At 38.1% G+C, this 22,021-nt stretch carries 25 protein-coding genes and 1 other RNA gene (1 of these 26 running past the window's edge); 18 read left to right on the top strand and 8 right to left on the bottom strand.

Annotated elements, in window-relative coordinates; all coding sequences use genetic code 11:
- The 3 genes in view from IGJ53_RS12550 to IGJ53_RS12540 are tightly spaced (each overlapping or abutting the next) and all read left to right on the top strand, a layout consistent with a single transcriptional unit that may run on beyond the window.
- A protein-coding gene (locus IGJ53_RS12550) for a metallophosphoesterase family protein (protein ID WP_010732849.1) crosses the window boundary here: on the top strand, window positions 1–517 show its 3' end. It extends 704 nt beyond the left edge of the window; only the last 517 of its 1,221 coding nucleotides appear in the window; the start codon falls outside the window, past its left edge; the stop codon is at window positions 515–517.
- On the top strand, window positions 514–3,234 hold the full coding sequence (locus IGJ53_RS12545) for an AAA family ATPase (RefSeq protein WP_438750391.1): 2,721 nt from the start codon (window positions 514–516) through the stop codon (window positions 3,232–3,234). The genes IGJ53_RS12550 and IGJ53_RS12545 overlap by 4 nt, the downstream gene beginning before the upstream one ends.
- Complete coding sequence (locus IGJ53_RS12540; RefSeq protein ID WP_002291331.1) at window positions 3,218–4,162, top strand: 3'-5' exoribonuclease YhaM family protein; 945 nt, start codon at window positions 3,218–3,220, stop codon at window positions 4,160–4,162. Before IGJ53_RS12545 ends, IGJ53_RS12540 begins: the two co-directional genes overlap by 17 nt.
- Before the next feature lie 67 nt (window positions 4,163–4,229).
- Here IGJ53_RS12540 and IGJ53_RS12535 read toward each other — a convergent pair whose 3' ends face one another.
- The 3 genes from IGJ53_RS12535 to IGJ53_RS12525 all read right to left on the bottom strand — a co-directional run bounded on the left by IGJ53_RS12535 (window position 4,230) and on the right by IGJ53_RS12525 (window position 6,192).
- Window positions 4,230–5,240 (bottom strand): peptidylprolyl isomerase, encoded by a 1,011-nt coding sequence (locus IGJ53_RS12535; protein WP_002316849.1) that lies wholly within the window; start codon window positions 5,238–5,240, stop codon window positions 4,230–4,232.
- A 177-nt stretch (window positions 5,241–5,417) separates the two neighbouring features.
- Window positions 5,418–5,765: a YtxH domain-containing protein gene (locus tag IGJ53_RS12530; RefSeq protein ID WP_002373026.1), complete on the bottom strand. Its 348-nt coding sequence runs from the start codon at window positions 5,763–5,765 to the stop codon at window positions 5,418–5,420.
- Window positions 5,758–6,192: an HIT family protein gene (locus tag IGJ53_RS12525; RefSeq protein ID WP_002291337.1), complete on the bottom strand. Its 435-nt coding sequence runs from the start codon at window positions 6,190–6,192 to the stop codon at window positions 5,758–5,760. The genes IGJ53_RS12530 and IGJ53_RS12525 overlap by 8 nt, the downstream gene beginning before the upstream one ends.
- Before the next feature lie 137 nt (window positions 6,193–6,329).
- On the opposite strand from IGJ53_RS12525, the gene IGJ53_RS12520 reads away from it, so the two are divergent.
- From IGJ53_RS12520 to trmB, 4 genes are all read left to right on the top strand, one after another.
- Entirely contained in the window at window positions 6,330–7,067 is a 738-nt protein-coding gene (locus IGJ53_RS12520; RefSeq protein ID WP_002309930.1) for an ABC transporter ATP-binding protein, read from the top strand.
- On the top strand, window positions 7,060–8,271 hold the full coding sequence (locus tag IGJ53_RS12515) for an ABC transporter permease (protein ID WP_259742008.1): 1,212 nt from the start codon (window positions 7,060–7,062) through the stop codon (window positions 8,269–8,271). Before IGJ53_RS12520 ends, IGJ53_RS12515 begins: the two co-directional genes overlap by 8 nt.
- A gap of 203 nt (window positions 8,272–8,474) precedes the next feature.
- Entirely contained in the window at window positions 8,475–9,257 is a 783-nt protein-coding gene (locus tag IGJ53_RS12510) for a phosphotransferase family protein (RefSeq protein ID WP_002291341.1), read from the top strand.
- A 68-nt stretch (window positions 9,258–9,325) separates the two neighbouring features.
- Window positions 9,326–9,991, top strand: coding sequence for a tRNA (guanosine(46)-N7)-methyltransferase TrmB (trmB, locus tag IGJ53_RS12505; RefSeq protein WP_259742007.1), 666 nt, complete (start codon window positions 9,326–9,328; stop codon window positions 9,989–9,991).
- Between the two features lie 104 nt (window positions 9,992–10,095).
- On the opposite strand, the gene ade is transcribed toward trmB, so the two are convergent.
- The gene (gene ade / locus IGJ53_RS12500; RefSeq protein ID WP_259742006.1) at window positions 10,096–11,823 is read right to left on the bottom strand and encodes an adenine deaminase; all 1,728 of its coding nucleotides are present in this window, start codon (window positions 11,821–11,823) and stop codon (window positions 10,096–10,098) included.
- Window positions 11,824–11,954: 131 nt separating this feature from the next.
- Between ade and comGA the strand changes: the two genes are divergently transcribed.
- From comGA to IGJ53_RS12455, 9 genes are all read left to right on the top strand, one after another.
- On the top strand, window positions 11,955–12,884 hold the full coding sequence (gene comGA / locus IGJ53_RS12495) for a competence type IV pilus ATPase ComGA (RefSeq protein WP_438750387.1): 930 nt from the start codon (window positions 11,955–11,957) through the stop codon (window positions 12,882–12,884).
- Window positions 12,841–13,890 (top strand): competence type IV pilus assembly protein ComGB, encoded by a 1,050-nt coding sequence (gene comGB, locus IGJ53_RS12490; RefSeq protein WP_438750385.1) that lies wholly within the window; start codon window positions 12,841–12,843, stop codon window positions 13,888–13,890. Before comGA ends, comGB begins: the two co-directional genes overlap by 44 nt.
- On the top strand, window positions 13,887–14,165 hold the full coding sequence (comGC, locus tag IGJ53_RS12485) for a competence type IV pilus major pilin ComGC (protein ID WP_259742004.1): 279 nt from the start codon (window positions 13,887–13,889) through the stop codon (window positions 14,163–14,165). The genes comGB and comGC overlap by 4 nt, the downstream gene beginning before the upstream one ends.
- Window positions 14,140–14,610: a competence type IV pilus minor pilin ComGD gene (gene comGD, locus IGJ53_RS12480; protein ID WP_259742011.1), complete on the top strand. Its 471-nt coding sequence runs from the start codon at window positions 14,140–14,142 to the stop codon at window positions 14,608–14,610. The genes comGC and comGD overlap by 26 nt, the downstream gene beginning before the upstream one ends.
- Window positions 14,582–14,929: a hypothetical protein gene (locus tag IGJ53_RS12475; RefSeq protein ID WP_259742003.1), complete on the top strand. Its 348-nt coding sequence runs from the start codon at window positions 14,582–14,584 to the stop codon at window positions 14,927–14,929. Before comGD ends, IGJ53_RS12475 begins: the two co-directional genes overlap by 29 nt.
- Window positions 14,892–15,317, top strand: coding sequence for a competence type IV pilus minor pilin ComGF (gene comGF / locus IGJ53_RS12470; protein WP_002335232.1), 426 nt, complete (start codon window positions 14,892–14,894; stop codon window positions 15,315–15,317). Before IGJ53_RS12475 ends, comGF begins: the two co-directional genes overlap by 38 nt.
- Window positions 15,289–15,648, top strand: a complete 360-nt coding sequence (comGG, locus tag IGJ53_RS12465; protein WP_086311451.1) for a competence type IV pilus minor pilin ComGG — start codon at window positions 15,289–15,291, stop codon at window positions 15,646–15,648. Before comGF ends, comGG begins: the two co-directional genes overlap by 29 nt.
- Window positions 15,649–15,819: 171 nt before the next feature.
- The gene (locus IGJ53_RS12460; RefSeq protein WP_010732859.1) at window positions 15,820–16,827 is read left to right on the top strand and encodes a class I SAM-dependent methyltransferase; all 1,008 of its coding nucleotides are present in this window, start codon (window positions 15,820–15,822) and stop codon (window positions 16,825–16,827) included.
- 24 nt (window positions 16,828–16,851) lie between these two features.
- The gene (locus IGJ53_RS12455; RefSeq protein WP_002291355.1) at window positions 16,852–18,036 is read left to right on the top strand and encodes an acetate/propionate family kinase; all 1,185 of its coding nucleotides are present in this window, start codon (window positions 16,852–16,854) and stop codon (window positions 18,034–18,036) included.
- 252 nt (window positions 18,037–18,288) lie between these two features.
- Here the strand turns inward: IGJ53_RS12455 and IGJ53_RS12450 are convergent, their stop codons facing one another.
- The 4 genes from IGJ53_RS12450 to IGJ53_RS12435 form a co-directional block, all read right to left on the bottom strand.
- The gene (locus tag IGJ53_RS12450; RefSeq protein ID WP_002335230.1) at window positions 18,289–18,759 is read right to left on the bottom strand and encodes a universal stress protein; all 471 of its coding nucleotides are present in this window, start codon (window positions 18,757–18,759) and stop codon (window positions 18,289–18,291) included.
- 72 nt (window positions 18,760–18,831) lie between these two features.
- A complete protein-coding gene (locus IGJ53_RS12445; protein WP_002291361.1) occupies window positions 18,832–19,116 on the bottom strand; it encodes a hypothetical protein in 285 nt (94 codons plus the stop codon).
- Between the two features lie 77 nt (window positions 19,117–19,193).
- A non-coding RNA gene (ssrS, locus tag IGJ53_RS12440) (6S RNA) lies at window positions 19,194–19,388 on the bottom strand.
- A gap of 71 nt (window positions 19,389–19,459) precedes the next feature.
- Entirely contained in the window at window positions 19,460–20,746 is a 1,287-nt protein-coding gene (locus tag IGJ53_RS12435; RefSeq protein WP_010732860.1) for a replication-associated recombination protein A, read from the bottom strand.
- 137 nt (window positions 20,747–20,883) lie between these two features.
- Here IGJ53_RS12435 and IGJ53_RS12430 point away from each other — a divergent pair, with 137 nt between their 5' ends.
- Window positions 20,884–21,585 (top strand): DNA-3-methyladenine glycosylase, encoded by a 702-nt coding sequence (locus tag IGJ53_RS12430; RefSeq protein ID WP_010732861.1) that lies wholly within the window; start codon window positions 20,884–20,886, stop codon window positions 21,583–21,585.
- On the top strand, window positions 21,521–22,009 hold the full coding sequence (locus IGJ53_RS12425) for a DUF3013 family protein (protein ID WP_002373054.1): 489 nt from the start codon (window positions 21,521–21,523) through the stop codon (window positions 22,007–22,009). Before IGJ53_RS12430 ends, IGJ53_RS12425 begins: the two co-directional genes overlap by 65 nt.
- Window positions 22,010–22,021 lie beyond the last annotated feature (12 nt).

The following is a 22,021-nucleotide window of genomic DNA, read 5'->3' as shown; positions in this document are numbered from 1 at the left end:
AGGAAGTTGTCAAATACATCCGATTAAAGTAGCAGAGGTCTATTGGAAGACAAAGGAAATATCATTGAGGCAAGCGAGAACGACAAAAGAGGTCATTGTTCATATTCGTCAGCAACTTTCAAAAGTAGAGGATGGGTTTAGTTTAATTGAGATAAAATTAAAAGATTATGACCATCTCAATACAGATGTTCTAGAGCGAATACAATCAGGAGAGTTATTAGATTATCTGTTAGAGGAATTTTCAGATAGGATAAGTGATTTATTTATTTGGCGTATTTCTCTCATGGAGGATACTTTTTATACGAAGATTCCACTTGCTGCTTCTGCTAAATTGATGGAACAGCTATTTCAATACTATCAGACACCTCAAGATTTCCAACAAATTTTAAATGAAGTATATAGCCACCAAGAAGCAGCTAAAATATTGAGCGAACTGCCGGAATATCAAGAAGAAACACTTGAAAAAGCCAAGCAGCTACTTAATCAAGATTTTTTATTTGAGGAGGATCAGGAATGAAGATTTTAAGGATCGAGATTGCTGCTTTTGGAAAATGGCGTCAAAAAAGTTTTGATTTTTATTCAGGCAATCAGCTGATCTATGGGGGAAACGAAGCAGGAAAATCAACGATTTATCAATTTATCCAAGCCATCTTATTTGGATTCCCTTCAAAAGGCCGTAAAAAAAAGGATTATACACCAAAAGACGGCTCAGCCTATGGCGGCAAAATATGGCTTATACATCCTGTATATGGTGAATTTGCTGTCGAACGCTATAAACAGCAAAACCGTGGAAAATCGAAGGTATGGCTGGGGAATCAAGTTGGAAGTGATGAATTACTAGAAAAATTGATTGCACCTTTGACGAAAGAGTTATTCCAGCAGGTATTTACTTTCCAGCAAGAACAGTTGATGGAACTAGATCACTTGAGAGAAAAAGAGCTACATGATGCACTGATTTCTTTAGGGATTACGGGCAGTTCTCAAGTATTCCAAAAAAGACAAGAATATTATCAGAAAGCACAACAGCTATTCAAGAAAAAAGGTCAAAAACTGCTGATCAATCAAAAATTAAATGAATGGAAAGAGCTTCAAGAGAAAATCCATCTAAAACAAGAACAGGAAGCTTATTTTGGCAAGTTGATCCAACAAGAACAGGAATACGAGTCGCAACAGCAACAGTTACTGGAACAACTAAATGAAGCGAATAAACAATTTGCACTAGCCAGACAGCAAGAACTCAATTTTTCTTTATATGAAGAATGGCAATCCCTCAAAAAAAACATCGCCACAGGTCTTCCTGATGAACAACTTCTTCTTGATCTGGAGTCTTTTTCCAAACGGTATCAGCAAACAAATGAGCGTTTAGAAGAATTAGAAGCAACTCTGGAAAAGCATAGCGGGATGGATCAGCAGTCAGCTAGATATTATTTTTATTTAGAGCAGGAGCAAGAACTAAAAGACCTCCAACAACTCCAGTTTACAACGGAACAATTAAGCGAAGAATGGCAAAGACTTCAAATAGAGACTAGAGAAACAAATTCAGAATTGAAGATCTTGGAACAAAGATGGCAGTGGCAGAAAAATCCGTTACCGGAAGAATTTTTATATGAAGAAGAGTGGAAGAATCTTCTGGCTGAAGAAAGAAGGATTGCTGAGCTAGAAAGCCAGATTTCTGTGCGTCTCCAGATAGCTAAAGAACAGCAAAAAATGATCGAAGCAGAAGTGAATGAGTTGGAAGAGACTTATCCAGCATTATTACAAAATCAGTCAGAGATAGCACCAACCCCTTCATCTAAACCATATATGCTAATTGCTGGCGGAGCAATAATCATTGCAGGTATATTTGTACCAATGCCCTTAAAAGTGGTCTTTTTATTGATTGGTGCAGGCATGGCGGGCTATTTCTTCTACAAACAGCAATCAAAGGTCAAACCTAAAAATGATTTATCAGAAATAAAAGGAATGTGGCAAGAAAAACTAGGTCAGCTTGATTTAGCTTTAGCCCAATTAGCAGAAGCAGAAGAAAAACAAAAGAGAATAGAAGAAGAAAAACAAATTCTTCAGCAAGAAGTATATCGTTTTGCTGATCATCGGCACTTAGGAAAGATGGATACACTCAAACACATGAAAGAATATGGCCAGGAAGTCATAGATTATCAGAAATTGTATGGCGTATTTGTGCGGAAACATAAAAGAGAGCAGGAAATCCAAGAAAAACTACGACAGATCGATCAGAAATTTGAATTTGTTAAAGAATGGCTACCCATACAAGATAAGACGATCTCAGAAAAAATGGCTATGCTTTCCCGTTTTATCCAAGAAATGGAACAGATGAAATTTGCTAGAAGCTATCAGCAAAATACTTTATTGAAGCAAGAAATCAATCAATTGAAAAAGAAACAAAAAGTATGGGTACAAGAATACAGCGAACAATTGAGCCAAGCTGGATTATCTTATCCTTCGGAAGTACCTGTCTTTTTACAAAAAGCCAAACAAGCCGAACAGCAGATGAAAAGGTACAATGAACTGTCAGAAATGCTTCGTCCACTGTTTCCTGAAGAACTGACGAAAGAGAAATTATCTGTAAGACTGCGGCAACTGAAAGAAAAACAAGCCCAACTCCAGCAAGAAGAAAAAGAAGCAAGTGAAAATCGGCAACGACTCCAACTTCAAGTAGAAGAGCTGCAAAGAGACGGCACATTGGACGAACTCTATCAACAAGCTAGCCGACAAAAAGCAAAATTGCAAGAATTGCTAGAGGAATGGGGTGCATTTGAAATCGCCGGGACATTTTTAGGCGATCTTTCAACAGAGATGAGTGAAAGACAATTACCTCAGTTGTTAAAAGCAGCGGGTGATTATTTAGGTATTTTAACAAAAGGAAATTATCAGAAGATATTACTGAAAAACGATACACTGACTTTAACAGACGGATATACAGACTTTCCAATCTATGAGTTGTCTACAGGTACGAAAGATCAGCTGATTATGGCGATGAGGTTTGCTTACCTCTCGTTAGAAGCCAATCGTTCGATATGTCCGATCATCATAGATGATGGCTGGCTTCATTATGATCATCAGCGAAAGTATCAATTAGCTGAACTTTTAGCTAAATTTGGAGAAAAGTATCAAATAATTTGTTTTTCTTCTGATAAAGAAATGGTAAGCTATTACCATGAGATGAACCAAACCGTAAAACAATTAGAAGGAGCAAATAATGAAAAAAATTCGTGATTTAGTAATCGATGAGCAGTTTGAGCAATTTGTCCTGATCAAAAGTGCAGATGTAAGAATCGCTAAAAACGGAAAAAAATTTATTGCTTTTACTTTCCAAGATACTTCAGGTACCATCGATGGCAAGTACTGGGATGCTTCGGAAGAAGAAATCAATAAATTTACAGCCGGCACAGTCGTTTTTCTAAACGGTAAAAGAGAGGTTTATCAAGGGAACCCGCAAGTAAAGATTCTTCACATGCGTTTAACAAGGATGGATGAGCCAGGGGAACCTAGTTTATACATGGAAAGAGCCCCTTTGAAGAAAGAAGAAATGGAAGAAGAAATCAATCAATTATTATTTGAAATCACAAATGCGCATTGGAATCGGATCGTTCGCTATCTACTCAATAAATACCAAAAACAATTTTTTGAGTTTCCGGCAGCCAAAAGAAACCATCATGCATTTGCCAGTGGATTAGCTTATCATACTTTGACAATGCTTCACTTAGGAAAATCAATTGCCGATGAATATCCTGAGTTGAATCGACCATTATTATATGCGGGTATCATTTTGCATGATTTAGGAAAGGTGATCGAACTTTCCGGTCCTATGTCGACAGAATATACGCTTGCAGGGAATTTAATCGGACATTTGGTATTGATTGACGAAGAAATAACTAAAGCCTGTCTTGCGCTGAAAATCAGCGAAGCTGACGAAGATGTTCTCGTATTACGTCATATGGTTTTAGCACATCACGGCCTATTAGAATATGGTTCACCTGTACGTCCAAGAATAATGGAAGCAGAAATATTACATCAAATCGACAATATTGATGCTTCCATGCAGATGATGTTGACTTCGATTCGTCAAACAGAACCAGGAAAATACACAGATCGGATTTTCGGTATGGACAACCGAAGTTTCTATGTACCAAAAGATTTATAGCAAAAATTTATTTTTTTCATTCAAAACAAAAAAGCGAGACATAAGTCTTCGCTTTTTTTGTTTTCTTTTATTTTGATGAATCAGTTGTTTCTTCAGTTGAAGATTCTTTTGTTGAATCAGTTGATTTTGTGTCAGAGCTCTTTGTTGAAGATGTGGCTTCACTTGAGTCTTTAGCACCTGATGAAGTTGTTGTGAATGCACTCAACACATTTTCAAAGGCATCGTCTTTGATTTTTACATTTGCATCTTTTAATTCTTCACCGATTACTTTAGTCGTGAATGCATTGTCACTTAATTTTGTTTCAGTAGCGATTTCTTTTAATTGATCTTTGTATTTATCCATGTCGTTGCCTTTATTTTGGTTTTTCACCATTTTGACAACATAGTATTCTGTTGCATAAGAAGTAGTGTTTGTTGCAGTAATAACATCAGAGACTTCGCCGTCTTTCAATTTGAAAGCTGCTTCTTTTACTTCTGCAGGAATGGTTGTTGTCGTCGAGTCGAATTTGACTTTACCGCCATCTTCTTTTGTCTCTGAATCAGTTGATTTGTCTTCGGCTAATTTAGAGAAATCATCCCCATCGTCCGCTGATTTTTTTACATCTTTTGCTTCATCTTCACTTGATAATTTGATGATTTGTGCTTCTACTTCTGGATGGAAAGATTCCCAAGCAGTTTTCAAATCATCATCTGTAATATCTACATGAGCCTTCAAACCAGCTTCAAAAGCTAGATTGTTACGGATATATTCTTTGTAAGAATCTTTCGTATACCCAGCAGTTTCTAATTGTGATTCAAAAGTATCACCTAAAGATTTCGCTTGTTTGTCGTATTCTGCATCCACTTGTTTATCTGTTACTTTATCGCCGTATTTGTTATTGAATACTTTATAGATGATCATCCGTTGTACTAATGATTGGTTCGATGATTCGAGCTTTGCTTCATCGTAGAAATCAGATACAGTGATCGTTCCGCCTTTCATCGTTGCGATATCTTTATTGGTATCGCCTGAACAAGCCGCTAGAGTTAAAACAGCCAACGCACTAGTAGCTGCCAAAATAATTGATTTTTTTTTCATTAATGTTTGCACTCCTGTAATTAGTTATTATTTTTTATATATTAACTATACCATATCCCATGCCCTTTAAAAGCGTTCTCGTGATAGTTTCAAACAAAATTCAAAATTTCATCACATTCCTAGGAAATGTGCAATTATTCCTCTATTAGACAGTCGTATCTGTTGAGAAAATGATCATTATTGTATTTGATCAGGATACTCAGGCAGATCAGCTGTTAGTTTTTCTACTTGTTCATTGATTTGGGCGATACGTGGTTCGGCCTGGAATTTAAAATCTTCGATATCTTTGTTGATGGCTTCTTGGAAAGCGGGAATCACAGATTCAGCTGTTTCTTTTGTCTCGATCAATGCGCTTTTAAAATGATCCAAACTGTTATTTAAATCGTTTGTCAGAGTGGTTGCTTCTTCCAGTTCTTCAATCAGTTTTTTTCTTGTTTCGTTCCCGCTCCTAGGTGCAAATAACAGACCTCCGACAGTTCCAGCAGCAGCTCCGAATAACAGTCCTTTGAAAAAGTTTTTAATCATCGCTGTGCACCTGCTTTACGATTGTTTCTTGAATAGCTTTTAGTTCTTCTGGTCCATAACTGTCTTGATGGTTGCCAAAGTGGATAGAAAAATCATCCTCTTTGCTATAGCGAGGAACTAAATGGATATGTGAATGAAAAACAGATTGATAAGCTAATTCACGGTTGTTATTCAAGATATTAAGACCTTTCATTTCTGGAAAAGCTTTTTCTAAAGCTTGAGCAATCTTAGGCACACGTGAAAAAACTTCTCCTGCAAGTTCAGGATCATATTCAAAAATATCTGCTACATGACGTTTAGGGACAACTAACGTGTGTCCTTTCGTTGCTTGAGAAATGTCTAAAAAAGCATAGACTTTGTCGTCTTCATAAATTTTATAGCTTGGGATTTCTTGATTGATGATTTTGCAAAAAATACAGTTTTCCATAAAAAACATCCTTTCCATAAAGAATAAATACTTCAGCTTAACTTTACCATAAGTTAAAGCCATTGTAAGGAAAAAAACAAAATACCGTCATTTTCTTCGTGGTATAATAAATAAAAATAAATGGCGGAGGAAAAAGAATGAGTTTAATTATCGATCATGTCACAGGAGGGTATGGACATCTCCCTGTGTTAAAAGATATCAGTTTCAACGTACAGCCTGGAGAGATAGTAGGATTGATTGGGCTGAACGGAGCAGGGAAAAGTACAACCATCAAGCACATTATCGGTCTGTTGGAAGCTACAAAGGGAACGATAGAAATCAATCATCTATCTTTAAAGAAAAATACGGAAGAATATCGTAAACAAATTGGGTATATTCCAGAGACGCCTTCTTTATATGAAGAATTGACTTTGAGGGAACATATCGAAGTCACTGCGATGGCTTATGATATACCTATGGATACAGCAATGAAAAGAGCTGAAAAGCTGTTAGAGACTTTCCGTTTGTCTAATCGCCTTGACTGGTTTCCGGCTAATTTTTCAAAAGGGATGAAGCAGAAAGTGATGATCTTATGCGCCTTTTTGATCGAGCCTTCTTTATATATCATTGACGAACCATTCTTAGGATTGGACCCACTGGCTATCAATGCGCTGCTTGAATTGATGGTAGAGATGAAAAAAGAAGGAGCCGGTATTTTGATGTCTACGCATATTTTAGCTACTGCAGAAAAATACTGTGACCGTTTTGTGGTCTTACATAACGGAGAGATACGAGCAGATGGGACCCTTGAGATGTTGAGAAAAGAATTTCATCTGCCGGATTCTTCTTTGGACGAAATCTATATCGCTTTAACAAAGGAGCAGGCACATGAGTAGTTTTTTTCAAAAACGTTTAGCAAGGCATCAAAAGAAAATGATGAAATATATGCGCTATGTGTTGAACGATCATTTTGTTTTAGTTTGTCTTTTCTTAATTGGTGGCGTGGGATTGTACTATTCTAGTTGGTTGAAAACCTTGCATCCGCCTTTTGCACTTGGGGGAATGATAATCTCTGTATTTTGGATGCTCTGTTTATTTGTAGGCAAGATGGCTACTTTTGCGGAGGCAGCAGATATTGTTTTTTTACTTCCGAAAGAAAAAGAAATGCAGACCTATTTGGAACGAGCTTTTCGCTATTCTTGCATTTTTCCGATGATCCTTTTGATATTGGCATGCGGATTTGCTATGCCATTAGTGGTGGTTAGTACTCAGCAAGTCTTTTCGATGTTTTTTATCTATCTGATCATATTATGGAGTTTGAAATTCAGTCATCTACAAATCAAGCGAGCAGAATTGTTTCGGCTAAATCAACAGGTCATTCGTTATTGGAAAACAGGTTGGTTACTTTCTTCTATGCTCATTTTGCTTCTTTCATTTTATTGGCTGGTCTGGGCAGGGGTAGCAGGTGCATTGGTACAGGCAAGTCTATATTACTGTTTTTTGTGGAAGCAACAGGAAAAAGGATTGGATTGGGAGAAAATGGTGCACGCAGAAGAACAAAGGTTGTATCAGATCTATCAATTTATTAATTTATTCACAGATGTTCCTGAAATTACGGCAAAGGTAAAAAGAAGACGCTACTTGGATCCTCTATTGACTCATATTAAAAGAGAATCAAAAAACACTTATCTTTACTTGTTTGCAAGAAGATTGGCAAGAGGTTCTGATTTTAGTGGTCTTTACTTCCGGTTAGTAATTATAGGTGGGCTATTGATTTTCGGAGTGATTGACTTTTATTTTAGTCTGATAATCGGTTCTTTATTTTTATATTTGATCGGTTTCCAATTGCTGCCTTTAGCGAGCCAGTTCCGCTACATGGTGCTCGTTCAGCTTTATCCAATCCATGAGAATCAGAAGAAGCAAGCAATCCAGTATCTGCTCACATGGGTATTAGTTATCGCATCGGTTATCTTTGGGTTGATTGCTGCAGTCGTATTGGATGGTCAGCAGCGATGGGTTCCGCTAGCGGCTTATTTGATTGTTACGGGTCTCTTTGTTAAACTATATGTACCAACTCGTTTGAAGAAGATGTCAGACTGAAAACAAAGCTGTGTAGGATAAAAATGAACATGAAAAATAGAGCGTTGACAGTAAGAATGCTGTTCGTTCTATTTTTTTTGAGAAAAGTCGGTTTTTTGAATGGCAAATAAATGAAAAAGAACGTATATGTGCTTGACGTGTAGTGATCAGGCGACTAGAATAATAAGTACTGCAAAACAAAGAGTAAGAGGACGGGAGAATGCATGATGGAGTTTCAGTTAGACCAAGAGTGGCGGTTACGTCCCATCAAAGGCGATACAGGAAAAACATACATAGGCATGCGTGATGAAGACAAAGTCTTTATTAAACGAAACACGACTCCGATGTTGGCTGCTCTTTCAAGGGAAGGAATTACACCAAAACTTGTTTGGACAAAACGAACGGGGAATGGCGATACCTTGACAGCACAAGAATGGCTAGAAGGCCGCTTGCTAACTCCTAATGAGATTGGTCAAAGAAATGACGTGATTGATGTTTTGTACCATTTACATCATTCAAATTCTCTTAAAACCATGCTGACCCGTATCGGCGGACGTGTTATGACGCCGGAGAAGATGTTGCAAAAATATGAAAAAGAATTACCAGAAGAACTCCAGAAAAATCAATTTCTGCAAATCGTCCATCGATTTCTTCGTGAGCAGATCCCGCCGATAGATAAGGAAAATCTATCAGTAGTGCATGGAGATGTAAATCATCGAAATTGGTTAGTATGTAAAAATTATTTATATCTCGTGGATTGGGATTCAATCATGTTTGCAGACCCTGCGGTAGATATTGCAACGATTTTAGGAAATTATGTGCCTCTATCCAGTTGGAATCAATGGCTGATCAGTTATGGCATACGTCCGACTGACGAAATGCTTGAAAAGTTTCACTGGTATGCAGCCATGAATTTGCTCCAAGAAATCACTAGATACTGCAAACGTGAAGATCATCGACGAATGAACGAAGAAATTTTACAATTAAAACGAATTTTCAGTGGCTGAGGTTTGGCCCAAACTCTGCGGAGATTTGGCCAGACCTTTTTAATTAGAGAAAGGAATGGAGATAAATAATGCGTGTCCGAAATCGTCCGGGAGCAGCGGAAATGTTAGCGGCTCACCCGAATTTTGTAATTAGTGATCCAACATTGTGGAAGGGAAAATGGAATGAATTGTTTGGAAACAATCATCCAATCCACATTGAGATTGGAATGGGGAAAGGCCAGTTCATCACTGGAATGGCAAAAGCCCATCCTGAAATCAATTATATTGGAGTAGAAATGCAAGTAAGTGTTGTTTCTATAGCATTAGACAAGTTGATCGAACAACCGCTTCCTAACCTGAAGCTTCTGCATGTGGATGGATCAGCATTGACAGAATATTTCGCTGACAGCGAAGTAGACCAGATCTATCTGAATTTTTCTGATCCATGGCCGAAAAAACGACATGAAAAACGGCGCTTGACATACAAAACTTTTCTTGCTGTAGATGAACAGATCCTCCGCCCAAATGGAGAAATCCACTTCAAAACAGATAATCAAGGATTGTTTGAGTATTCGTTGGCAAGTTTTTCTCAATATGGCATGATCCTCAAACAGGTATGGTTGGATTTGCATCAAAGCCAATTTGAAGGCAATATTATGACGGAGTATGAAGAAAAATTTTCTTCGAAAGGTCAACGTATTTATCGAGTAGAAGCTCAATTTAAAGATAAGACCAAAAGAAAAGTTTGTGAATGAACTTTTTACTTTCATAAAAAGATAAATCCCAGAAAACACATTACATCTGTCATGTGCATTTTCTGGGACTTTTTTGATTTAAGATATACCTATTTCCTCGGTTTTCAACAAGGTGGAATCAATTGGAATCGAGAGAATGAAAATAATCCTTTGTCGGTGATCTTCAATTCGGGTATGACAGATAATGTTAAGAAAGAAAGTGTCAAAAAAGGATCAAAGGTTTTAGTTGCCCCTAGTTGATGTGTTTCAGCTATTAATTCATTCAACTGTTCATTGACGACCAAAAAAGGTTCCTGTGTCATGATGCCGCCTATCGGTAGAGGAAGACAAGCTATTTCCTTCTGTTTGTTGACAACAGTCATCCCGCCACCTTTTTGAATCAAAAGATTAGCAGCATGCAGCATATCCTCATCATTTGTCCCCACGACAACTAGATTATGAGAGTCATGAGCAATTGTTGTCGCTATCGCCCCTTGTTTCAGCTGAAATCCTTTTACGATGCCTAACCCAATATTTCCGGTTTGATGGTGACGCTCGATCACCGCAATCTTTAATTGGTCTTTTTCGATTGAAGGAATGAATCGTTCGCCTTGTCGGTCCACTTTTTCTACCAAATCGTTCGTGACGAGACTATTCGGGATAATTTCGATCACATGGGCTTGCGAAGAAGGGAGAAGCAGCTCTAACGAACGAGGGTGCAACGGTTGAGCATTTAGGTTTGGTAGACAGCATGTATATGGATTTGAATGATCAGCAAATAAATGGTCTTCGAGTTGACCAGATTGGACGACCAATGTTCCCTTATAGAAAACTTCATGAATTGGCAACTTGGTAAGATCGTCTGTTAAGAAGAAATCAGCTTGATACCCAGGAGCAATCGCACCTAGTGTTTTCAAATCAAAACATTCTGCTGCATTCAATGTTGCCATCTGGATTGCCTGTAATGGATCAATTCCCATTGAAATAGCTTGACGGACGATATGGTCAATCGATCCTTCTTTAACTAAATCATTGATGAGTTTATCATCGGTGACAAAGAAGCATCTTCTTGAATTATCAGGCGTGATCGCCGGTAGTAGCGATGCCAGATCTTTTGCAACGGTCCCTTCTCGAACCATTAAATACATACCAAGATCCAAACGTTCTTTAGCCTCTTTTGCAGTTGTAGCTTCATGATCCGTCCGAATACCTGCTGCAGGATAAACATTTAATTCTTCCATGCCGATACCAGCTGCATGTCCGTCAATCTTTTTCTTATGCTGGTGCATCAATTGGATCTTTTCTAGGATATCTGCTTCATTATTTGCTACTGCTTGATAGTTCATGACTTCAGCTAAGCCTAAAACTTCGGGATTTTGTAAAAAAGGTGCTAGATTTTTGGCATTTAGATTTGCACCATTTGTCTCAAATGGGGTGACAGGTACGCAAGAAGGGAGCATAAAGAAAATATTCATAAGCGTTTGTCTTGCGTCTTCTATCATAAATTGAAGACCAGTACTCCCAGCGATGTTTCCTATTTCGTGGGGGTCCGTTACTACAGTAGTGACTCCATGAAGCAAGGATACTTTTGAAAATTCACTTGGTGATAAAAGTGAGCTTTCAATATGCACATGGCCATCAATGAATCCTGGTACTAGATATTGCCCCTTAGCATTATGTACGCTTTTTCCTTCATATTCACCAATCCCTACGATCATTCCTTCGTAAATCGCTACATCTTTTTCCATGATCTCTTTCGTAAAGACATTGACGATCTTAGCCTGTTTGATCACTAGATCAGCGGGCTTTTTTTTACTTGCTACTTCGATGTATCTCTTTAATGTTGATTCCAATGGAATGCCTCCCAAGATAAATTTTTATAAGTATAACATAAATTCGTTTTTTGCCAATGTTTTTTAATAAATTCATTTTATTTGAAACAAAAAGTTCAAAAAGACGTATGTTTTTTGTGGAGGGGAGAATAATGGAAATAAAACGATTATCAGATCAAATGATAAGTGAAAGTTTCGCCAAACATGCCCAAGACGTATATGTCTTGCCAGCTTCAGAAGTATTTTACATCTATTTTCGCTATGGCAAAAAACGAACATTCTGGAAGGAAGTATCTTCGGCAGATGGCCAGCAATTGATTTCAAGATTTAAGTATTTGGGGCAAATGGATATCGGAGAAAAAAGAAAAGCTCAATTAGGTGCATTGACCTATTCTTTAGAAAAACAGAAGGTTCGGTTACGACTGTCTTCTGTAGGAGATTACCTTCAACGAGAAAGCTTAGTGATTCGGCTATTATACGGTATTTCTGAAACACTTCATCGTTGCTTTAGTTCTCGAGATTTTGCAACTATTTTGCAGAAAACCGCTAGACGTGGATTATATCTATTCAGCGGACCAGTCGGGTCAGGCAAGACGTCATTGATGTATCGGTTGGCTTTGAAAGAAAAACGACAAGTAATCACCATCGAAGATCCTGTAAAGATCGAAGAACCATTCTTTCTGCAATTGCAGATCAATCCCAAAATAGCACAGACTTATGACACACTTTTGAAGCTCGCATTACGGCATCGCCCTGATTTGTTGATCATTGGCGAGATAAGAGATGAATCAACTGCACATGCTGCGGTAAGAGCTGCACTAACGGGACATCGGGTATTCGCAACCGTACACGCACGCAATCTTGAAGGTACATTGATCAGAATCCATGAACTAACAAAGAAAAAAGAAGAGCTATCTGAATGTTTAGCTGGAGTCATTTATCAAGAACTTTTGGAAGATGCCGATCACCATCCTTCTGTCTTGTGGAGTTATCAATTTATGGAGGAAGAACCAGTAAAAAAATCATGGGAGGAAAGCTATGAAGAAGCTCAGAAAAAAACTTGGCAGTCAGAACTATTCTAAAGGATTGACAAGAAGCCAGCAAAACCAGTTTGCACAAACCATGGGAGAGCTGCTTTTAACTGGTTTTAGTTTGCAAGAATCCCTTTATTTATTACTCACGATCCGTTCGTTCCAGCCTGCTATTTTAGCAAACATCCAACATCAGCTAAAGGAAGGACAACCGTTTAGTGAAGTACTTTCGCAAACAGGGTATGGAGCAGAACAACTGGTACAGATCGAATTAGCTGAACTTCACGGGAATCTGCCGGCAACTTTGTTGGAAATTGCCAAACAGTTTCGTCTGGTCGAAGGATTTCGCAATGATTTGAAAAAGCTGCTTGCCTATCCGATGCTATTGCTCACCTTTTTGCTAGGTATCTTATTTAGTATGCGTTTGATCGTTTTGCCTCAGCTTATTGGTTCAGGGATGGTTATGGAAGAGCATTGGAGGATTCAGCTGATACAAGTCTTTCACTGGTACGTTCTACTATTTATCCTAGTGGTTACTTTATTGACTTTTCTAGTAAGGTATCGGCTGATGAAATTGTCTCCTATTGATCGGAGTGAATGGATAAGCAGACAATTGGTGATTGGGCCGATATATTCCTTGTATCAATCTGCTTATTTGTCGCTAGAGATTGGCAAACTTTTTCATGAAGGTTTCGAATTAAGGCAAATCATCGTTTGCTTGAAGGAGACGAAACAAGAAAGTCTCCTTCAACACCTTGCTTCCAAGATGATACAAGGATTGGAGGCAGGTATACCATTAGCTGATCAGTTCCAGAATTACCGTTTTCTATCTGAAGAATTCAGCAAGATTATTTTACAGGGAGAGGCAAAGGGAAATTTAGGGAAAGAGCTGATATTTTACAGCGAATGGACAAGAAAACAGCTTTTCAAACGACTTCAGCACTGGCTGCATTTTATTCAGCCAATTGTTTTTTTAGGCGTAGCGGTTTTGATTTTACTGGTTTATGCTGCTGTTTTATTACCTGTTTATGGAAGTATCGAGGAGGTCTTGCCATGAAAAAGAAAAGAACACCTTATTATAGCGGTTTTACATTAATCGAAATGCTGATCGTTTTACTGATCATCAGTGTACTAGTATTGTTGTTCGTCCCAAATTTGTCACGTTATAGGAATCATGTAGACCAAGAAAGTCGTGAAGCAATCATTCAGTTGGTAGGCACACAAAAAGAGCTCTACGCGCTTCAAAACAATGGAAGAATCCCTACCGTGGAGGAATTATTGAATGAAGGCTATATCAAACGAGAACATGCAGACATCTACCAGCGACCTTGAAGGTAAAACATTAGCATCAGGATATACGTTGGTTGAGTCACTCTTACTGATTTTATTGCTTACAACAATCCTTTCCTTTCCAGTTCTCGCATTTTCTGAATGGAAGAAAGAATTGACAGTCTATCAATTTTTCAGCCAGTTTGAAAAGCGAATCTATACCACTCAAAAAATCGCTATTGTGAACCAAATCCAAACAGGTTTTTATTGGAATAATGACGAAAATCAGATCATTTTTCGTATGTCGCAACCCGATGAAGCGAGCTGGAAAGTATTAGATATTCCTGATGAGATTACCTTGAAACGCCATGCTTCCATCACTTTTGCTGCTGGAACTGGAAATGAAAGTTCACTAAAAGCGTATCAATTTTATTGGGAAGAAAAAGGGCAAACGATTACGTATCAATTCCAGATGGGGAGTGGACGCTATACAAAAAGAAGTGAATAGAAAAGGGTTTATTTTATTAGAGTCCCTTACAGCGCTGATGATTGCTTCCGTCTGTGTATACTTAGTGAGTTTTGGTCAGCTTTTTTTACTTCAGGCAGAAAAGAACAGCGGGGAGGAAATGCTACTTATTCGAATGGTTTACGAAGATACCAAAACACAGCGGATATATCACAAAAGGCCAGAGCGAAGTGAAGAAATGATTATGTACGATATCCAAATTGTCGAAAATAATGGAGTAATCGAAAAAGTGCTTGTCAATATGGAGAAAGAAGCGATCAATATTGAAAAAACAAGAAATCCCGGCATTTACGCTGATTGAATGTCTGATTGGACTGATGATAGTAAGCAGTATATTGCTGTCATTCAATCTTTTGATCCAGCAAACCATCCAAGTAAGTGACTTTCTGCAGCGTAAAGATCAAAAAGAGTGGCTGATATTTTTAGCACAATTAGAAGAGGAACTTAACAGCAGTCACAATGTTTCCGTGAAAAATCAGCAATTGTATTACACTGTAGAGGATAAACAGTACATCATCGAAAGATATCAGACGATGATACGTAAAAGAAGAACTTCCGGCGGACATCAACCTATGTTAACAAGTATCACTGAGTTTCAATTATTGGAAAAAGAACACACAATTTCTTTTTATGTACACTTTGAAAATGGAGAAGATGGATATGCCATATGGACAAAAAACGATCAATAGAAAATGTTGTAAGGGCTCTATTTTATTTTCTGTGTTGCTTTTATTTCTTTTATGTACGTTTTTATTGACGGCAGCATTAGAAAGCTATCGTTTGTCAATGGATCTGAATATACGAATAAAAAATTATTATATAGCAAAAATAATGAAACAGATGGCTCTATCGGAACAGTCTATACTTGCTGAGAAGTCGGAAGGGATTTTTTACTACACAACGGGATCTGTAACATATCAATGGGTACAACAGTCTCTATTCTTGGAGATAGAAGTCTCGCCGTTTATCTTTCGATTCATAGAAGAAGTAAAAAATGATACAGATACTGGTACAGAATGAGGGATTGTTCGTGAAAACGCCCTCTTTTCTGTTATAACACTGTTTTTAATAAAAAAATGTTTGCCGTTTCACAAATAAAAAACAGTGAAAACGATTGAAATTTTGTCAATTGTTCGATAGAATTAAACAGGTGAAAAAATTGTTATAATATATCTAGAAATGAGGTGCACCATGTTACCAGAAAAAATGGAACAAGGGTTCAATCAGAACCTGGAAGCTATTCAGCTTTTACAGAATGCATTGGGAACTTCCTTTTTAGAAGCCTATGTCGAAAATGCAGAAAATCTAATAGATGATTATCAAGTACGTGTGGTGGATGGAGTGCCGACAAAAGAGACAACACAACGGATCGCGGCTCTTTATGAAGAGTTGAAAAAACTTTCTTTCGAGCCAGAAGAATGGCGCAGATTGTCTCAATTGCTTTTATTGAAGGGCAACCAGACAGAACATCTGCAGGCGAACCATCAACTCACTCCTGATAGTATCGGTTTTTTATTTGTTTTTCTTATTGAACAACTATACACAAATAAAAAGGAACCAGTTAAGATTCTGGATATTGCGGCAGGAATGGGCAACTTGTTATTAACAGTTCTTTTAAACCTATCGAATGCGGGGTATCAAACAGAAGGATTTGGTGTGGATATTGATGATACATTGTTGGCTGTGGCAGCTTCTACAAGTGATTTGACACAAGCAAATGTTCAATACTTCCATCAAGACGGGTTGCAGGATTTATTAATCGATCCTGTCGATTTTGCAATCAGCGATTTGCCGATCGGTTATTATCCGAATGACGAAAAAGCAAAAGAATTTTTAACAAGTACCGAAGAAGGCCACAGTTATGCACATCATTTATTGCTGGAGCAATCGATGAAATACGTGAAGCCGGATGGTTTTGGTTTGTTTTTGATGCCAAGCGGTTTTTTAGAAACGGATCAAAGCGAAGAAATCAAAAAATGGTTTAAAGAAGAAGGCTATCTTCAAGGAATGATTCAATTGCCAGATGAGTTGTTCCGCAACAAACAATCACAAAAAAGTATTTTGATCTTACAGAAAAAAGGACCACAAGCAAAACAAGTCAAAGAAGTGTTGCTTGTGAAACTTGCTTCACTAAAAGAACCAGAGAAGGTGACGGAATTTTTCAACGAGTTTAAAAACTGGAAATCATCTGCTCTGTAATCATTCAACGAGAAGGAGAGTCATATGTCTAAAACAATTGCAATCAATGCTGGGAGTTCAAGTTTGAAGTGGCAATTATATCAAATGCCAGAAGAAACCGTAGTTGCGAAAGGGATCGTCGAACGTATCGGTTTACAAGATTCTATTTTTACAATCAAGTACGGCGATAGTCAAAAATTCGAACAAATCATGGATATCGAAAACCACGAAGTAGCAGTAAAAATGCTGTTAGATCAGTTGATTGAACTGCAAATTTTAAGTTCTTATGATGAAATCACCGGTGTAGGGCACCGTGTTGTTCACGGAGGAGAAACTTATGGGGATTCAGTAGTGATCGATGAGGGAGTAATGGACCGCATTGCTGAATTAGCAGAATTTGCTCCTTTGCATAACCCTGCTAACCTGATGGGAATCAAAGCCTTTAAAAAGATTTTACCTGACATTTTGAGCGTAGCTGTATTCGATACATCTTTTCACTCAACAATGCCAAAGCAAAATTATTTATACAGCTTGCCAGTGTCTTATTACGAAGATTTCAAAGTAAGAAAATATGGCTTCCATGGCACAAGCCATCGTTATGTATCGGAACGTGCAGCAAAATTATTGAACAAACCGATTGAAGAACTAAAAATCATTACTTGCCACTTAGGAAACGGAGTATCAATCACAGCTGTAAATGGTGGTAAATCCATGGATACTTCTATGGGATTCACGCCATTAGCTGGTGTGACAATGGGTACTCGTTCAGGCGATATCGATCCAGCTGTTCTTCCATACTTAATGGAAAAATTAGAGATTGATATTGATGAAATGATCAATGTTTTGAATAAGAAATCTGGTTTGCTAGGCCTAACAGGATTGTCTAGTGATATGCGTGATCTTGAAAAAAACTATGAAAAAGAACACATTCGTTTAGCTTATGATATCTTCGTGGATCGCATCCGAAAATATATCGGCGGATACGTGACAACGATGAATGGTGTCGATGCAATCGTCTTTACTGCTGGTATCGGCGAAAATGACGGACATGTGCGCAACGAAATCATTAAAGGTATGTCTTGGTTTGGCTGTGAAATCGATCCAGCGTTGAATGAATTGCATGGTGAAGAAGTAGATATCTCTACAAAAGAATCAAAAGTAAGAGTATTAGTGATTCCAACAGATGAAGAACTAATGATTGCCCGTGACGTGGAGCGTTTGCGCGGCTAAAAATACACGCGTGTTCTCTTTAGAAAATGGATATTTTATATCCGTTTTCTAAGAGGACATGCTTTTTTATTTTTGACACAGAAGGATCTGAATATAAAGAAGTGAGTGAATCCAAGTATTCTTTGAATCGTGAGAGGAAAGACGCTCAATAAGCGACTTTATTTTTTGAAGAACAAAAAAAGCTGTGTCCAGACAAGTGATCTTCAAAAGTTTTACTTTTGAGATCCCCTCTGAAACACAGCTTTTCATCAATTAGTCTTTTTTAGGAGGCAATTGGTTTTCTAAATCAGTTCGAACAACAAGCACATCGCAAGCCGCGTTTCTAATAACATATTCAGAAACAGAACCAATAAATAAACGTTCTACAGCATTCAATCCTGTAGCTCCTAACATAATCAAGTCTACTTGATTATCTTCTGGGATTTCTTTCGCAATAATTTGTTTTGGTGAGCCATATTCTACGACAGAGGTTACATTATTCAAGCCAGCTTTCTTCGCGTTGCTTTCATAATCTGCCAATGTTTGCTTTGCCATTTCAGTAGCTTGTTCTGCCAACATTCCATCAAAAGATGAAACGGTTTGGAAAGAACGTGTGTCAATGACATGTGCTAATAGAAGTTCTCCGTTATTTCGGATAGCTACATTGACCGCCTTTTTAAAAGCTAATTCAGCTTCATCAGAACCATCTACGGCAACCATGATTTTTTTGTATTGTTGTAACATAAGCATTCACTCCTCAAGTCAATCGTGTTGTACTCTTTTATTGTAGAACACTTTGTGGAAAAAGAGAATTATTTACTGCTTTGGTTCAGCAATTTTTTTTGCAAAGCGGATACTGAAGGTGGCAGAAACGAGAATCACGATCAATAAAAAGATCAAAGCGATAAAGCGTTGATTGAAAAAAGCGGCTAAAATACCCATAACGCCTAAAACAGCATACGCAGCTCCATAAAATTGTAGGAATCCTTGATTTTTGTCATTTTTCTTGATCAATACAAAAAAGATATCCTGTTTATTAAATAAATAATAGCTAACGAATAATAATAGTAAAGTGGCGATAATCATCAAAATCCTAATCATGAACAAATCCTCCAAAATAAGCAACAAATAGAAAAAGCAATTTGCCAAGAGCAAATTGCTTTATTCTTTAAAAGATGGTAATCTCCGTTAATGCCGTTATTTGTCCTGTAGTATTGATCCCGCGAATTCAAGCAGGTGGGTCCCATGGTCGTAGCTTCGAACTACCAAATGATAAGGCATGTTACCAGCAGTGACACAAGACGGGTCCCAAGATATCAATAAAAATGTTCGGTCAACACACAAAGAGGACAATTCGAACATCACAGATTTCCCATCTCTATAGTAGCATATGAATTTAAAAAGAGCAATGAGAGAGCTCGCAGAAATAGAACCGTTTTCTTGTTTAATTTTTTGGGGGATGTTTTTTCCACTCTTTTATGCGGTAATACTGTTGACCTAGCGCCTGTTCATATTTTCCTGTATCCTTTGGCTGGTAATATTGAGCATTTTTTAACCTATCTGGTAAATATTGCTGATTGACCCAAGCATGATCGAAATGATGAGGATACTGATAACCCACACCGCGGTTGAGGGATTTCGCACCTTTGTAATGGCTATCTCTCAAATGGTCGGGAACATCACCAGCTTTGCCCTCTCGAATATCAGCAAGTGCTGCATCTAATGCCATATAGGCAGAATTGGATTTTGGCGACAAGCAAAGATCAACGACGACATCTGCTAGCGGGATACGTGCCTCAGGTAACCCTAATCGTTCAGCAGCTAATACAGCGTTTACTGTACGCGCAGCAGCAGCAGGATTGCCTAAACCTATATCTTCATAACCGATAACCATCAGACGACGACAAATACTTGCCAGATCACCTGCTTCAACTAGACGGGCGAGATAATGAAGGGCAGCATCCACATCACTTCCGCGAATCGATTTTTGAAACGCTGAAATAACGTCATAATGAGCATCTCCATTTTTGTCATGGGTAAGAGCTTTTCTTTGGACACATTCTTCGATAATCGACAGAGTAAGATGAATCTTTCCTTCTTTATCTGGAGGAGTCGATCGTGCAGCCAGTTCCAACCCATTCAAAGCACTACGCAAATCGCCATTCGTTGCACGCGAAAGGTGAAGAAGAGCCTCTTCATCTAACTGGATTGCTTGTTGACCAAGACCGCGTTCCTTATCCTTTAAGGCGTGTTTCACTGCCAACTGGATGTCTTGCTCTGTTAACGGCTTGACTTCAAAGATCTGTGTGCGGCTGCGGATTGCTGGATTGATAGTAATATAAGGATTTTCAGTAGTCGCTCCGATCAAGATGATTCGGCCACTTTCTAAATGAGGAAGCAGAAAATCCTGTTTTGTTTTATCTAATCGGTGTACTTCATCCAATAAGAGGATCACAGTACCACTCATTTTAGCTTCTTCCGCTACAACCTGCAGATCTTTTTTTGAATCTGTAGCAGCGTTCAGCATGCGAAATGCATAATTAGTAGAACCGGCAATCGCACTTGCGATACTCGTTTTTCCAGTACCAGGAGGCCCATATAAAATCATGGAAGAGAGCATGCGAGCATCGACCATGCGGCGTATGATTTTTCCTTCACCGACTAGATGCTGCTGACCAACGACTTCATCGATCGTTCGAGGTCGCATGCGATAAGCCAATGGCTGTTGCATAGGATTTTCCTCCTTCTTGTTTTTACGTTCCTTAATTATAACATATTTAGTAATATAGCTAGAAAGAACAGCCTTCTGTTGTTTTGTTTTCATAGCTTATCCAACTAATATTGTGTATGATAAAGTAGGTGAGAAAAATGACGGATAAACAAAAGATAGATGAATTTTTTTGGAATAAAACGACGCCGGAAGTAGCGCGGGATTTATTGGGGATGTATTTGGAGCATGACACACCAGAAGGAAGATTAGCTGGATATATTGTAGACGCGGAAGCATACCTAGGTCCAGAAGACGAGGCCGCCCATAGCTATGGGTTAAGAAGAACACCACGTGTGCGGGCAATGTATGAAAAACCAGGTACGATCTACCTTTATACGATGCATACTCATCGGATTTTGAACATCATCACTCAGCCAGAAGGGATTCCTCAGGGAGTAATGATACGTGCAATCGAACCAGCTGCAATGATTGAACGAATGAGTAAAAATCGTGGTGGAAAAACTGGTCCAGATATCAGCAACGGTCCTGGAAAATTAGTGGAAGCATTAGCAATTCCTCAAGAACTCTACGGACAGTCTATAGCAGATAGTTCGTTACGTTTAGTTTTTGAGAAAAAGAAGATACCAAAAAAAATCGATGCTTTGCCTAGAATCGGTATCCCGAACAAAGGGGAATGGACAGAAAAGCCGTTGCGTTTTGTTGTGTCTGGCAATCCATATATCTCTTTACAAAGAAAAAACCAAATCGAGGAAGATTGGGGTTGGAGGAAAGAAAATGAAAAAGAAGGATCTATTAACATACTTAGACGAAATAATCGAAAAACAAGTGACGGACTATGATGTGGCTTTAGATTGGGATACAAAAAACCATACGATCGAGATCGTTGTTCGTTTGTTTGCGGAAAATAAAGCACAATTTGAGATTGACGATGCAGAAGGGATTGTTTCGCAAGAACCAATTATCGAATTTGAAGATGGCGTACTCCTTTTTAATCCTCAGAAATCTGTTTTTGATGAACAAAATTATCTAGCAGTAATCCCCTATGAAGGAAAAAAAGGGTTGGCAAAATCAGTAGCTGATTCTTTAGTGGAATATTTGAATGAAGTATTAGCACAAGGGCAAAGTGATTTGCTTGATTTTTTAGATGAAGATGATGACGAAGCTGTATTCGAACTCCATTGGGATAATCAGAAACTAGCAGAGTTAGTAGAAGCAAAACAGCAAAATGACACAGATACTTATTTACCGTACCCAAGTTACTAAGGAGTGACAGAC

Source organism: Enterococcus sp. DIV1283b (genome assembly GCF_051710965.1).
Lineage (GTDB): Bacteria > Bacillota > Bacilli > Lactobacillales > Enterococcaceae > Enterococcus_B > Enterococcus_B lactis.
The sequence above is the reverse complement of the archived record's forward strand: the minus strand, read 5'-3'. Positions and strand labels throughout refer to the sequence as shown.

Bases quoted from the DNA above. Each gene is read 5' to 3' on its own strand.
- IGJ53_RS12545 (WP_438750391.1), top strand. From the start codon at position 514: ATGAAGATTTTAAGGATCGAGATTGCTGCTTTTGGAAAATGGCGTCAA.
- IGJ53_RS12540 (WP_002291331.1), top strand. From the start codon at position 3,218: ATGAAAAAAATTCGTGATTTAGTAATCGATGAGCAGTTTGAGCAATTT.
- IGJ53_RS12535 (WP_002316849.1), bottom strand. From the start codon at position 5,240: ATGAAAAAAAAATCAATTATTTTGGCAGCTACTAGTGCGTTGGCTGTT.
- IGJ53_RS12530 (WP_002373026.1), bottom strand. From the start codon at position 5,765: ATGATTAAAAACTTTTTCAAAGGACTGTTATTCGGAGCTGCTGCTGGA.
- IGJ53_RS12525 (WP_002291337.1), bottom strand. From the start codon at position 6,192: ATGGAAAACTGTATTTTTTGCAAAATCATCAATCAAGAAATCCCAAGC.
- IGJ53_RS12520 (WP_002309930.1), top strand. From the start codon at position 6,330: ATGAGTTTAATTATCGATCATGTCACAGGAGGGTATGGACATCTCCCT.
- IGJ53_RS12515 (WP_259742008.1), top strand. From the start codon at position 7,060: ATGAGTAGTTTTTTTCAAAAACGTTTAGCAAGGCATCAAAAGAAAATG.
- IGJ53_RS12510 (WP_002291341.1), top strand. From the start codon at position 8,475: ATGATGGAGTTTCAGTTAGACCAAGAGTGGCGGTTACGTCCCATCAAA.
- trmB (WP_259742007.1), top strand. From the start codon at position 9,326: ATGCGTGTCCGAAATCGTCCGGGAGCAGCGGAAATGTTAGCGGCTCAC.
- comGA (WP_438750387.1), top strand. From the start codon at position 11,955: ATGGAAATAAAACGATTATCAGATCAAATGATAAGTGAAAGTTTCGCC.
- comGB (WP_438750385.1), top strand. From the start codon at position 12,841: ATGAAGAAGCTCAGAAAAAAACTTGGCAGTCAGAACTATTCTAAAGGA.
- comGC (WP_259742004.1), top strand. From the start codon at position 13,887: ATGAAAAAGAAAAGAACACCTTATTATAGCGGTTTTACATTAATCGAA.
- comGD (WP_259742011.1), top strand. From the start codon at position 14,140: ATGCAGACATCTACCAGCGACCTTGAAGGTAAAACATTAGCATCAGGA.
- comGG (WP_086311451.1), top strand. From the start codon at position 15,289: ATGCCATATGGACAAAAAACGATCAATAGAAAATGTTGTAAGGGCTCT.
- IGJ53_RS12460 (WP_010732859.1), top strand. From the start codon at position 15,820: ATGTTACCAGAAAAAATGGAACAAGGGTTCAATCAGAACCTGGAAGCT.
- IGJ53_RS12455 (WP_002291355.1), top strand. From the start codon at position 16,852: ATGTCTAAAACAATTGCAATCAATGCTGGGAGTTCAAGTTTGAAGTGG.
- IGJ53_RS12450 (WP_002335230.1), bottom strand. From the start codon at position 18,759: ATGTTACAACAATACAAAAAAATCATGGTTGCCGTAGATGGTTCTGAT.
- IGJ53_RS12445 (WP_002291361.1), bottom strand. From the start codon at position 19,116: ATGATTAGGATTTTGATGATTATCGCCACTTTACTATTATTATTCGTT.
- IGJ53_RS12435 (WP_010732860.1), bottom strand. From the start codon at position 20,746: ATGCAACAGCCATTGGCTTATCGCATGCGACCTCGAACGATCGATGAA.
- IGJ53_RS12430 (WP_010732861.1), top strand. From the start codon at position 20,884: ATGACGGATAAACAAAAGATAGATGAATTTTTTTGGAATAAAACGACG.
- IGJ53_RS12425 (WP_002373054.1), top strand. From the start codon at position 21,521: ATGAAAAAGAAGGATCTATTAACATACTTAGACGAAATAATCGAAAAA.